Consider the following 13138-nt stretch of genomic DNA (forward strand, 5'->3'; position numbering starts at 1 on the left):
TCCACGAGAACCGTTCTATTGGACAGTTTCACCTGATTGAGCCCCCATTTTGTCCGCGAGAGTCGTTCTATTGGACAGTTTTTGCTAATTGACTCCTCATTTTGTCCACGAGAGTCGTTCTATTGGACAGTTTCACCTGGTTGAGCCCCCTTTTTGTCCGCGAGAGCCGCTCTATTGGACAGTTCTTCCTGATTAACTTCCCTTTTTGTCGGTGAGAGCTTGCTCTATTGGACAGTTCTCGCTGTTTGGCTTCCCTTTTTGTCCGTGAAAGGCACTCTAGTCTACTGAAAAGGTGCGAAAAAATTTTTCCGAACGCCATAACTAGAAATACTTTTGCGGTTAACCATACTATATTTTTGGGTCATGAACTTATTTCGAGTAGTTTTTCAGTAGCCTCAATCCATACTTTTTTCAGCCCCTTATAACCGTCATGCTGGTTTTATCTATAAAAAAAATACCTTTCAATCATCTTACCATTGAAAGGTATGTGCATTCAACTTGTCATCTTTTTTACAAGTAAATCTGTTAATTAAAGCCGACAATTTTTTGTGAGATTTTATAGGCTCCGACAGAAATGGTTCGACCAACTCGTCCGGGCAAATTCATGAGCTGACCTAATATTCCGTATCTAAGATTATGATATAGTTCAAAATCTCTTTCTCTAATAAAATTCCATAATTCCTTTTTCTTTTCTAAATTTTCCGGGGTACCTGAACGAATTAACATAATTGCCGAAATAACCGTCACGATTTCTATATGATTGAGCATATATTCCCGTAGCTTTGGATTTTCAATTGTATCCAATTTTACAAGTTCAATCATAAGCTTATTAACCTTTATCTGTTGATCAATTCGTTTTATCATAACCTTCTCATTTACCGACTGGTCATTTCTGCCAATAAAATAGCGGTAAAAATTTACATCGATGTAAATCATTTTTTTCACATATTGGAGCGGTTGATAAACAAACAAATTATCAACATAAAAAGTATGTTTCGGTAATTCCAAGCCGCATTCTCTTAATAAATTCGTCCTGTAAATAAGGGAATGCATCATGATATATTGCCCTTTACGAAAACGACCGATATCGTCCCATGAAAAAATCCGATTTTGCGGAAAGACATTTTCATATTTCATTACTTTCTTGTTTTTCTTTCCTTCTTTTTCAAATACAAAATTGCTGACCACCATATCAACAACCGTATGATTTCTCGCCATCGTTTTCAGTTTGTGCAAGATTTTCATATACGATGGGTAATCGACCCAGTCATCACTGTCCACAACTTTTAGATATAAACCTGAAGCATGACGAATACCGGTATTAACAGCCCCACCATGGCCGGCGTTTTCTTGATGGATTGCTTTCACAATGGTTGGATATTTTTTTGCATATTCATTGGCAATTACTGCTGTTTGATCCCGGGACCCGTCATTTACTATCAGCAATTCCACATCCTCCCCCCCGGGCAACAGGGAGTCAATGCAATTTCTCATATATTCTTGTGAATTATAACAAGGAATAACGACTGATAATAATTTCATCTATCACACTACCTTTTTTTTGAACCTAGGTTTCTACTTTTCCGATTCATTTTTGAAAATAATTTTAAAGATCGGGAAAAATACCCAGAAGGAAATTGCGCTGTTAATGAGCATTGTAATAATATCGGCAGTCGTTTCACCAGCAGAGCCCCATCCCCATGTATTCATGAGTAAGTTATAGATTGGCGCTTTGTAGAAACCTTGAGCTGCTGCAGCACCGATAGTTATTAAAATATAAGCAACGACATACCAAAAAGCGGCTTTCCAAATATTACTATTCGACTTAAATGTTATATTTCTTTGGGCAAAAAAGTTTATGACTTGTGCAATACCGATTGTAATTTGAACGGCAAGGAAATAAGCAAGACCTCCACCGCCACCATTAGATAGGGACCCCGCTGCATAGTCAAAAACATAATAAGGACTACCATCAAAATTGTGCCCAAATTGCATAATTTGAAAATTTGTGTCAACCAATGATGTTTGCCCAAAAAAACTTTTTAATAAAGGCATTAATACAAATTGTAAAACTGTTACCCCGTTACTTAACATAAAAAATACAAGAAACTGCGCAATATTCGGGTGTTTCTCTTTGTATTTTACCCATATATTAATCGTTCCTGCAACTATTTTATTTTGTTTGATTTTACCACTCGCCATGATTACATCTCCTTAACTGCGTCAGTTTCATGGGTTAAAGAACTTTTTTCTTTTAACATTAATTTTCTTTGTTTTAAGAAATAATTTAGTCCTTTAAAGAAATGTCCGTTTACAATCATTAAAAGGCCATCGAGCATTGGCATGTTAATCATGCCGCCGGTCATTCTGGAAATCCCTCGAAATGGCATATGATAAACAGACATGATGATGAGATTGGCCGTGCTTCTTTTTCCAATTTTTCTTAAAAACCAATGGGCAAATTTTATAAGATGAAAGGCAAATCTTGCAAAACCACCTTTTGCATATTGGCACTGTGCAATCGTGTCATTGTATCCAAGCGGTTTTGAACGGTCCCATTTCGGATCAGGAACTTTTCTGCCAATCAAATGTTCAAACTCTTCTAAACTTACATTCCTTACTTTTCCAGAATAATAAGATGGCAGTTTTTCTTTTTCATACGGTACGGGTGCTGCGGTTCCTTCAACATGTAGATTTCCATTCAATCTTATATCCAAACTTGAAGCACCAATCATTATTTCATATTCAGCATCCTCAATTTCCCATTGGTTAGTTTTTACGTTAAAATAACGAAATGTTTTATCATCAAAGGAAATGGTAACTTCCTTTGTTTCACCCGGTTGAAGATAAACTTTCTTAAATCCTTTTAATTCCTTTTTTGGTCTAAAAATTGCTTCAGACTTGCAACCGACATAAAGTTGAGCGATTTCTGATCCGGCGTGATTTCCGGTATTCGTTATGTTAAATGTTACTCCTTTGCGGCTTACCTTAAGATCGGCATACGCAAACGTTGTATAACTTAGCCCGTAGCCAAACGGGAACAATACCGGGATATTCGCTGTATCATAATAACGATAGCCAATGTATGGTCCTTCCCGATATTCGACACTTACTTCCTTGCCCGGGAAGTGATGATAGGAAGGGGTATCTTCATAACGGATTGGGTAGCTTTCTGCTAATTTACCGGATGGGTTGACTTTTCCGGTTAGTACGTTCAAGACGGCCTTAGCCCCCGCTTGCCCACTTAAATATCCGTGGACGAGCCCCTTCACTCTATCAATCCAAGGCATTTCTACAGCCGAACCGCATGAAAGCACAACAACAATATTTCGGTTTACCTCATATATAGCATGTAATAATTCGACCTGATTTTTCGGGATTTTCATATTTTCCCGATCTAATCCTTCAGCTTCTGTCACTTCATCTAATCCGATATATAAAAGAACGACATCGGCACGACTTGCCAGTTCACATGCCTTATCTATTTTTTTCTTATTCTTCTTCCCGTATCGTTCAAAACCCGGTTCGAAGCCAATAGCTTTAATACTGGATTCATCAAGGCAATCCAATGTATGATTTAAAATGGTCGGATTGACAATGGATGAACCGGCTCCTTGATACCTTGCCTCTTCTGCAAAATCACCAATCACGGCTACTTTTGCATCTTTTTTTAATGGTAAAATATTTCCTTCATTTTTTAATAGGATAATGGATTCTTCGGCCACTTTTTGGGCCATTTGATGATGTTCTTTCGTGTCAAAATTGATATGAGGCTTTTCAAATACTTTTTCTGTCGTGAAAATAAGATCCAATAAGCGGTCGACACATTCATCTAACACTTTTTCTTGAATTTTTCCGCTTTTTATTGCTTCAACGATTTCTTTATCGGTTTCACCGTCTGTTGTCGGCATTTCTAATTCATTGCCGGCTAGGAGTCCAGCAACACGATCATTGTTTCCACCCCAGTCAGTTACAACGACACCATCAAACCCCCATTCATCACGGAGAATGTCTCTCATTAAATGCATATTTTCATTCGTATGTGTGCCAGTTAACATATTATAGGAAGACATAACCGTTTTCGTTTTTCCTTCTTTAACAGCAATTTCAAAAGCTGTTAAGTAAATTTCTCGGAGTGTCCGCTCGTCGACAATTGTGTCAATGACCATCCGTCTTTCTTCCTGATTATTGACGGCAAAATGCTTCACACAAGCGGAAATTCCATTGAATTGAATTCCGCGAATGAGCACGGCAGCCATTTTTCCGGCAAGATATGGATCTTCACTGTAATATTCAAAGTTTCTTCCACACAATGGGTTTCTTTTCATATTAATACCTGGGCCCAGCAAAACGGAGAAAAAGCAGCGAAGAAATACGGTTTTCATTTTATCGCTAAATTTATGAACCGCTTTGATAAGTCGGAGCAAATTCAAATGATTAATGATGTAAAAAAGGAAGGATTGGATTATTTAATTATCATACCTTCCGAGCAAAAAAGCCTTGCACCTGTTATTGATGATTTGTATCGTGAGCAAATTAAAACCATTTGTGTGGATGCAGATATCCCTAACAGTAAACGAATTAGCTTTATCGGTACCGACAATTATGAAGCAGGGAAAAACTTAGCGAATTTGATTGCCAAACAACTTGGCGGAAGTGGTAAGGTTATTTTGAGTGCAACCAACATCAATCAGGAAAATTTAAAATTACGGGTGAAAGGTGTATACGATGTTTTAGCAAAATACCCTAATATTAAAGTTGTTGGTGAGCAATCCGGTTTCTTCGATAATCAAGAGCGGGTGAAGGATTTCGAGAAAATCGCTAAAACATGCGGTGGTTTCGACCTTGCTGCAGGGGTTGACAGTGATTTTGGAACAGTCGCTATGCTTTATGCCGAAAAACACGACATTTCAAATAAAAAATTTATCGGTTTTGATGACAATCCGGTCAATTTACAAGCGATCAAACAAGGTGTTCTCGATGCCGTTGTCTCCCAAAGACAAAGACTATTTGCGGAATTAGCTGTTAAGAAAATTTTTGATCTGGAAGCCGGAAAACATATTAAGGAAAATGACCTGTTAAGCACGTTTATAATTAATAAAACAAACATTAACGCTATATCGAAATAAAGGGGCACTTCAGTGGGGGAAGCGCTATCCTCCACTGATTTCGTTTAAGCATCCGGCTTCTTCATTTCAACAAAGGAAAATCAATATCCATGCAGGCATTCCTCATCCACTTGTCGAAAACTATGGATTTGCTTACAATAAACATATGGGAAAACATTATTTCAATCAACTCGGAGGTAACTCGGTGAATATTTTATGGGATTTAGACGGAACTTTATTTGATACATACCCCAAATTAATGGCTTCTTTTCAAAAACTCGCCGGAAAGCAAATCAATGAGGATGAACTTATCCGCTGGTTAAAAAAAGATTCCAAACAAGCTTTCAAACATTACGGAATTTCCGAAGACAAGCGACAAGAATATCAAAAAATTGATTTACAGTTTAAAGATGAGGACAAAAAACCGTTTCCTTTTGTGGAAGATGTTTTAAAAATGGCAGATAAAAATATCATTGTTACCCACCGATCAAGAGTATCTACTTTACGTCTATTAAAATATTGGAAAATGGATCATTACTTTCAAGAGATGGTTTGCCCTGAGGAAGATGGTTTTCCACGCAAACCCCACGTCGCATCCTATGCCTATGTTCATGACAAGTACGGAATTGACCTCGTTATTGGGGATCGGGCATTGGACATTATACCGGCAAAAGAATTGGATATTCCAACTTGTTTATTTCAAAATGAAAATGAAGAAGCCGACTTTCATTTATCATCATACAAAGATTTTCCTCAAGTTTTAGAAGGCTTATCAATGCGAAAAAGTAATCGATAATATAATTGAATCAAGGGATCGGGTACCCGGTCTCTTCCTTGGAACCTTTTATTAAAATGATAAGACGATCATCTTTCTGGAAGGAAAAATATTTTTCAAGGTCGTAGGAAAACATTGAAACGGACCCAACACGGACAAGCGAGACCGACAATTTGGCATTTTTCGGTACTTGAAATTTTTTTCCCTTAGATATATAATAATTTTTGTTCGTTGTTTCTGTCTTTGTCGGTGATGTTTTAGATTCATTTTTGATTTTGCGGATATGGTGGAATTGGCAGACACGTATGATTCAGGTTCATATGCCTTAACCGGCGTGGGAGTTCGAGTCTCCCTATCCGCATTTATTTTTGGAAAACTACTAAAGTCAATGCTTTGAAACACTCAAGGTATTGGCTTTTTTATATTTCGCTTTTTTACGAGGCGAATCGAGTTGAACACATCTGCTGTATGATCTCCCAGTCACTTTCTTAACCTCGATGCTTATAAATCCTTTTTCAAAATATTTGCATAAAAAATATCGCCATTAAGTATCCGATGATTCCACATCCCGGGAAAGTTAAAATCCAAGCCCATATCATTTCTTTTGCAACATCCCAGTTCACATTTCTAATGCGCTTAGAGGCGCCGACACCCATAATAGCTGTTGTTTTTGTATGAGTAGTACTGACGGGCAAACCAAAAATAGAGGCAGTTAAAAGTGAAATGACACCGGCCAGGTCTGAGGCAAATCCTTCATGTTTTCGCAGTTTCACCATGCTCATTCCAACCGATTTGATGATACGATAACCCCCGATGCTGGTCCCTAATGTGATGACCACACTGATAACTAACATCACCCATAATGGAATCGTAAACACGGTAGCTTCTGTAACACCTTGTGAGAGAAAAACACCAAATAGAAAAACACCAATAAATTTTTGACCATCTTGTGCACCATGCATAAAAGCCATTCCGGCACCGGCAAATATTTCTCCATATTGAAAAAAATTTGCTGATTTACTTAACGGAACATTTTTAAATAAACGATTGATTATTTTTACAATAAAAAATCCAAGTCCGAATCCCATTACGGTTGAAATCACAAGCCCGTAAATAACCTTCATCCATTCATGTCCATTGACCCCTGCAAAACCTCCCTGAAGTGCAATGGCAGCACCGGTTAAACCGGCAATTAATGCATGACTCTCACTGGTTGGGATTCCAAAATACCAAGCACCCGTAGCCCATAAAACAATGGCTACCATTGCTGCACATAAAGCGACAATACTATTGTGAGCATCACCGCTAAAATCGACCATATTATAAATCGTTTCAGCAACGGTTGCATTAAAAACAGTCATTACGGTTACACCAAAAAAATTCATTAAGGCTGCCATAATAATCGCCTGACGAACACTCATGCAACGTGTTGAAACACATGTAGCGATTGCATTTGGGGCATCCGTCCACCCGTTTACAAGAACGACACCTAATGTCAAAAGAACTGTCACAAGCATAATCGGATTACTAGTAATCATTGTTATAAAATCTGGGAATGATAAAGACATTTTCTCACCTACTATAATTACGATTTGTATTGAGCACATCGTTTTTTGAAAATTTGATCATAATTGTGACTGCTTTCACATTATTATTGTATATTTTTTAAACGATAAATCAAAATTTCACCGATGCCCTTTTCAATTATACATTAGTTTGAAAAAATATGTTTTAATACTTTTTAAACATATAATGATAATTTGGACGTAAATTCAAATTTCTCATTTTAACTACTTAACCTTACTTTTTAAACATATAGGCTAATTAGGACGTAAATGGTTTTGCGCAAAATTTATCACGAATGTAAACAAAGCATGTGAAGTACTAGATCCATTCACATGCTATAATTCTATGTTTTTAATAGTTTATATCATAGTATTCATTTGTTTCCGGATTATATTGAAACAATTTATAAAAGTCGTCCGGTTTTATTTCATCATCTTCCATGTCCACTTCCAAAAATTCCCATTCTTTTTCACTTATGGAATCAATAGACATAGATATTTTATTTTCCATAATAACATTCTTAATTTGGTGGGAGTATGTCAGACTGGGCTCATCGTATCCAAATCCGCTAAATTTCACCGGCTCATGCTCCTTTAAATAAAAAATAAACTCCCATTCAAAATCCTGTGAAGAATATTTCCCAATATCCGAAACAAGGGCTGCTTCGATTCGGACGCTTTCTACGTCTTCCCACGGGATGGCAATTTGTTCCTCCTTTGATGATAAAAACAATCCTTCTTCCCTAATCGCATAATAATCATTCTTTCCATAAATCGATAATCCGGCACTAATCAAAAAAGCTACGACCAGTGAAATATACAATTCCTTTTCAACCTTAAACCCAACGATATAAATCACTATAAACAGACAAAACGCATAAAATCCGGTAAAAATGATAATTAAACCGATAAAATCTTGATAATTGGTAATGTAAATATCAGTTGGGGTAGAAATCCTGTTTGTGTTTTTATCATTGAAATATACAATAATTTTTAATAGAATTGGTGCTAAAAAAGAAATTCCCGTATAAAAACGAAATTTTTCCCACGTAGTTTCCTTTACTTTTTTCAATCCGTAAAGCATAATGATTCCGATTGTAAAAGGTAATCCGCCAAGTAATAAATATATAAAAATACTTATAAAGGGATGATCCCATTCGGCTACCCCCGTCGCAGCGATTCCTGTAATAAACGATAAAATAATAATGATATAGCTAACGACTTTTTTTACCTTTGTTAATACTGACCGCAAAGTAATTCTCCCCCTATGTTACAAATGCTATCGTATAAAAATCGTTTATTTCATGCTTTATATTATTCTTAATTACATGGAACTACTTATTCGCTTTAAGAGAATAGGTTCCGTTTTTCCCATCGTTGCTTTGTACAAAAGGATGGTACCTGGTGTTTCTCCCTTTTCTGCAGCTTCAACATTGAAGTCTTTATTTAAGGCAATCGTCCAAACCGCTTCGTTATTTTTCATTAACACAATCGCCAATGTTCCGAACTGGACGACTTGATCCCATTTATAAATTTCTGTCCTTCCATTTACCGTGACAGACAGACCTTCTGTTTCATTCGTAATTCTGGCATTTTTCCCTTGCCAAACACCATAAATTTGGGCTGCAACATAATAATAAGATATGCCGGTTCCACGATCGCCATATGTACCAATATATTGATGTACAGTTTTGTCCTTTGCCTTATAGGTTACTGCTGCAATATCATCTGTTAACCAATCCACTTTAAACCTGCCGTTCGTTTGATAGGGCAGTTTTTCTTTCGGTCGTCCCAAAATACCAAAATAGGAGCGGTAGTAATATGTTTCCCCGGTCTTCGTATTTTCTTTTAAAGACAGGACATGTTGAAAGTTTGGCGAAACACTGATAATATTCTTTATCTCCTTATTCGTCTGGGAAATCATCGTAATATTGGGAATCATAAATATTAAAACAACGACTGCCCCAAAAACCTTCCATTTTTTCTCTAAGTTCAAAAGTTGCAGTATGGCAATAAATAAACAAATAACAAATATCATGTTAAGTACATAAAAAAGTCGATTATCTATATATTCAAATTGTAGTCGCTCATGAAAGAATAAAAAACCTATTTGCAAGAAAAAAATCCCAATAGACAAGATAAACAGTATCCAGCCCTCGATTAGGTTCATTTTTTTACTTGTTTGCTTCATCCGGGGACACCTCCATTGAAAACGCCCATGTATTTCCTTTGTCTGTGGAAATAAATTTTCCCTTCACTAAACCACCTTTATAGTCGCCATTCGGACCTTGATTCACAAAAACTGCTAAATGATCATCTTCTATAAACGGTGTCTCTGCTTGCACAAAAATTTTGTCGTACTCGGATGGAATATTTACCGTTGCTTGTTTCCAAGTATTTCCGCCATCTTGAGTTACGTATAATTCCGGTGCTTCCGGATTTATCGTCCCAAAAGACAGAAAACCGATCTTTGCATCAACAAAGCCCCCGTCTGCAATAAGTCGACTAACGCCCGAATTATTCGTTTCCTGCCAACTTTGGCCGCCGTCAAATGTTAAGAACACATTGGAACCTTCTTGTGACATCGTCCGCCCGCCGGATATGATAATATACCCGAATTGATCATCAACAAAACCTACTTTTCGGAAACGTACACCCATGTAATGTTCGGTAACGACCGAGTTCATCCAAGTTTTCCCTTGATCGAGTGTAAATAGGATACGGATCGTTTCGTTATCCCAACTCGGTTCTTCGGCATATAAAAAGGCAGTCCGATTTTCTGTCAATAGATAACTATGATCAATCAATTCCTGTTTGTTCCCATTATATTCGCCGGCAAACAATTGATCTTTTTCTATAGGGACGGTGATCCAATTTTTCCCTTTATCAAAAGTAATTTGAAGCCGGTCATTCTGCAGGGAGTATCCGATTTGTTCATTGACATAAATTCCTTGAATCGGTTCAGGTTGTGTTGGTGTTTCATCTATGCTTTGTTCCTCCGGTTGTGGATCGATATCCGGTAAAGCTTGATTAGGCGTTTGATTATAAAAGAAAATTCCAAGTAATAATCCGATGACCATTACAAGACTGATCGTAATGACAAATTTTTTCAAAGGAAGCACTTCCTCCAATTCAGCATTATATTTAAAAAATATGTTGAGAAACTGTAGATGAAAAATCACCATCTAAACTTAGAAGGATTTTTATATAGAAATAGCGAAATATATGTATTTATCAAGTAAAACTATCGAAATATATTTTTTCATCAAGATTCGAATTAATAACGATAGGAAAGGGATTTTTTATGATACACGAAATTTTTACAACACTTTTTCAAGTCATTGTTCCTTTGTCACTCTCGGTGATTGCGGGGCATTGCTATTCCGTTATAAACAAGTGGAAATTGCACCTTTCTTGACGCTTGTACTCTATTATTTAACGCCGGTGTTAATATTCGAGAGATTAATGAAAGCAGACGTTTCGTACCATGATGTATATTTGACATTAGCTTATTCCTTGTTAAGCCTTTTATTCCTTTGGGCTGTTTCAAATGGATTTGGAAAACTATTTAAGCTTTCTTCCAGTGATACGGCCAGTTTGACACTTATCTCCGCGTTTACCAACAGTGTGAATTATGGAATCCCTTTGATTCTTCTTGCTTTTGGTCAAGCCGGTTTGGACAAAGCCACCGTTTATATTGTTTTGCAAATGGTGATTGTTAATACAATTGGAATCTATTTTGCAGCCCGCTCACATTTTCGTATAAAGGAAGCGATCAAATCTGTTTTTTCCTTACCGGCTATTTACGCTTCATTGCTTGCACTTTTATTACGGTCGTTTCAAATTCATTTACCTGAACCCATTGATACAGGAGTTTCTATGATTTCAGCTGCATATTCACCGATTGTTTTGGCTATTTTGGGAATGCAAATGATGAATGTAAAAACTTCATCCATTAAAAATAAAGAACAGGTTACTTTTTGGACCGGGATGGGCATCCGAATGATTATCGCGCCAATCATTTCCTTACTTTGCTTGTTTCTTTTAAAAATAGACGGTATTTTACATTCGGTTTTATTTGTTTTATCCTGCATGCCTGTCGCTGTCAATGCAGGAATACTGGCCCAAAAATTTTATGCATCACCTCAAATTGTCACAAAGACGATTCTTTGGACAACTTTGCTTTCATTCATTTTTTTGCCGATTATTATTGTTTGGGTGCACTGACCAAGCCTACCGCAAAGTCCGTGGTTTTCTCGTTAGAAGAATCTAACCCTTTACCCAACCATTACTTAAAAAGCTTTTTCAATAACTTAAATATATCAAAAGTGGTTCTATGATACACTTTGTTATAGGTATATTTTTTCGGGTTGCGTAGCCAGCCATAACCTCTTGGCATTTTTAAACCTGCACGATGAACGAGTTGCCTTTTTATACTCGTTCTGGCTGCAACTCTTTTTTTCAAGCTAGGTTTTCTCATTCCTATTTTCATCAGATCACCTTCTATATTATTTGTTTTTGGAAATACGCATTTGTCCACACTTCAGCTGTGTTCCGTCACAAAACTACTAAATTCTATTTACTACTATTTTGTAAGAATATTATACACTACCTGAAAGCAGATGAATTGGATATTTTTAAATAACGATAACTTTCGATACATAATTTCCTATATGATATAATTTGAAAGAAGAATTGGACTTGAAAGGATCAGAAGAAAAATGATACAAAATATACCAAATTTAAAAGAATTACAACAGGAGATAACTCGTTTTTTATTACAATATCGTTTTGCCTTAAAAGAGATTGAAACAAAAGTAGAAATTTTACAGGAAGAGTTCGAACTCATCCATGAATATAATCCGATTGAACATGTGACGTCCCGGATTAAATCACCGCAAAGCATCATAAATAAAATGATTAAAAAAGGTTGTACCTCTTCGTTAACAGATATTAAAGAAAATATTCGAGATATCGCCGGCGTTCGTATTATTTGTTCTTTTACAGAAGATATTTATAAAATTGGAGATATGTTAAAAAATCAAAAAGATGTAGAAGTTGTTCAAATAAAAGATTATATCAAGAATCCAAAGGCAAACGGCTACCGCAGCCTACATCTCATCGTGAAAATTCCGATTTTTATGTCTGACCGAATGGAACATGTTTATGTTGAAATCCAAATTCGAACGATTGCAATGGATTTCTGGGCTAGCTTGGAACATAAAATATACTATAAATATAACAAAGAAATCCCTAAGCACATACAGGATAGTTTAAGAGACGCCGCACAATAGGCTGCAGAGCTGGATAAAAAAATGGAAGACTTGAACAGCGAAATTAATATTTTAAAAGCACATGATGCCTCAAAAAACAATCATCATTTTACAACAGAATTATTAGCTAAATTTTCCGAGTTCCTTTCTTAAGCCGGACCTGTAAAGGCAAACTTATTGTCATTAGCGCATTAAAAAATTTGAGTCAAGAGGCAGGCCTGAACGGCGCATTGTAAAAGTAGGCTTGAGATTTTCACCCGGCAATCAGTGGCCCTTACTGATTGTCATTTTACTTTATTTTCTCAGTTTCGTTTTTTTCATTGCATTGATTTTTTTATTCAGGATAACTTAATGCTAGGTGAGTGAACTACCCTCCACTTACCACCCTTGCGGGTCGCTTGAAGTGGGGGCTTCTCG

11 protein-coding genes, 1 tRNA gene and 1 pseudogene are annotated in these 13138 nt (G+C 36.5%); 5 read left to right on the forward strand and 8 right to left on the reverse strand.

Annotated elements, in window-relative coordinates; translation table 11 throughout:
• Window positions 1-525 precede the first annotated feature (525 nt).
• From LIZ98_RS14570 to LIZ98_RS14580, 3 genes are read right to left on the reverse strand one after another with little or no spacing between them, the layout of a single operon-like run.
• Window positions 526-1542, reverse strand: a complete 1017-nt coding sequence (locus LIZ98_RS14570; protein WP_227140057.1) for a glycosyltransferase family 2 protein — start codon at window positions 1540-1542, stop codon at window positions 526-528.
• A 33-nt stretch (window positions 1543-1575) separates the two neighbouring features.
• Window positions 1576-2202 (reverse strand): hypothetical protein, encoded by a 627-nt coding sequence (locus LIZ98_RS14575; protein WP_227140058.1) that lies wholly within the window; start codon window positions 2200-2202, stop codon window positions 1576-1578.
• A gap of 2 nt (window positions 2203-2204) precedes the next feature.
• Entirely contained in the window at window positions 2205-4385 is a 2181-nt protein-coding gene (locus LIZ98_RS14580) for a glycoside hydrolase family 3 C-terminal domain-containing protein (RefSeq protein ID WP_227140059.1), read from the reverse strand.
• On the opposite strand from LIZ98_RS14580, the gene LIZ98_RS14585 reads away from it, so the two are divergent.
• The 3 genes from LIZ98_RS14585 (at window position 4329) to LIZ98_RS14595 (ending at window position 6244) form a co-directional block, all read left to right on the forward strand.
• Window positions 4329-5129 carry a sugar ABC transporter substrate-binding protein gene (locus LIZ98_RS14585; RefSeq protein ID WP_309240464.1) on the forward strand — a complete coding sequence of 267 codons (801 nt, stop codon included), beginning with the start codon at window positions 4329-4331 and terminating at the stop codon, window positions 5127-5129. The genes LIZ98_RS14580 and LIZ98_RS14585 overlap by 57 nt on opposite strands.
• A 184-nt stretch (window positions 5130-5313) precedes the next feature.
• The gene (locus tag LIZ98_RS14590; RefSeq protein WP_227140060.1) at window positions 5314-5904 is read left to right on the forward strand and encodes an HAD-IA family hydrolase; all 591 of its coding nucleotides are present in this window, start codon (window positions 5314-5316) and stop codon (window positions 5902-5904) included.
• 256 nt (window positions 5905-6160) lie between these two features.
• Window positions 6161-6244, forward strand: a tRNA-Leu gene (locus LIZ98_RS14595).
• A 154-nt stretch (window positions 6245-6398) separates the two neighbouring features.
• Here LIZ98_RS14595 and LIZ98_RS14600 read toward each other — a convergent pair.
• The 4 genes from LIZ98_RS14600 to LIZ98_RS14615 all read right to left on the reverse strand — a co-directional run bounded on the left by LIZ98_RS14600 (window position 6399) and on the right by LIZ98_RS14615 (window position 10561).
• Entirely contained in the window at window positions 6399-7451 is a 1053-nt protein-coding gene (locus LIZ98_RS14600) for an inorganic phosphate transporter (RefSeq protein ID WP_227140061.1), read from the reverse strand.
• A 349-nt stretch (window positions 7452-7800) separates the two neighbouring features.
• On the reverse strand, window positions 7801-8700 hold the full coding sequence (locus LIZ98_RS14605; RefSeq protein WP_227140062.1) for a hypothetical protein: 900 nt from the start codon (window positions 8698-8700) through the stop codon (window positions 7801-7803).
• Between the two features lie 72 nt (window positions 8701-8772).
• Window positions 8773-9639, reverse strand: a complete 867-nt coding sequence (locus LIZ98_RS14610) for a hypothetical protein (RefSeq protein ID WP_227140063.1) — start codon at window positions 9637-9639, stop codon at window positions 8773-8775.
• Complete coding sequence (locus tag LIZ98_RS14615) at window positions 9623-10561, reverse strand: WD40/YVTN/BNR-like repeat-containing protein (RefSeq protein ID WP_227140064.1); 939 nt, start codon at window positions 10559-10561, stop codon at window positions 9623-9625. Before LIZ98_RS14615 ends, LIZ98_RS14610 begins: the two co-directional genes overlap by 17 nt.
• A 262-nt stretch (window positions 10562-10823) precedes the next feature.
• On the opposite strand from LIZ98_RS14615, the gene LIZ98_RS14620 reads away from it, so the two are divergent.
• Complete coding sequence (locus LIZ98_RS14620; protein WP_309240463.1) at window positions 10824-11675, forward strand: AEC family transporter; 852 nt, start codon at window positions 10824-10826, stop codon at window positions 11673-11675.
• Between the two features lie 61 nt (window positions 11676-11736).
• Here LIZ98_RS14620 and LIZ98_RS14625 read toward each other — a convergent pair whose 3' ends face one another.
• Entirely contained in the window at window positions 11737-11940 is a 204-nt protein-coding gene (locus LIZ98_RS14625; protein ID WP_034768487.1) for a hypothetical protein, read from the reverse strand.
• A 229-nt stretch (window positions 11941-12169) separates the two neighbouring features.
• On the opposite strand from LIZ98_RS14625, the pseudogene LIZ98_RS14630 reads away from it, so the two are divergent.
• A pseudogene (locus tag LIZ98_RS14630) lies at window positions 12170-12874 on the forward strand (GTP pyrophosphokinase).
• The last annotated feature ends 264 nt before the right edge of the window (window positions 12875-13138 follow it).

It is taken from the genome of Caldibacillus sp. 210928-DFI.2.18 (assembly GCF_020554505.1).
Classification (GTDB): Bacteria; Bacillota; Bacilli; order Bacillales; family Caldibacillaceae; genus Caldifermentibacillus; species Caldifermentibacillus hisashii.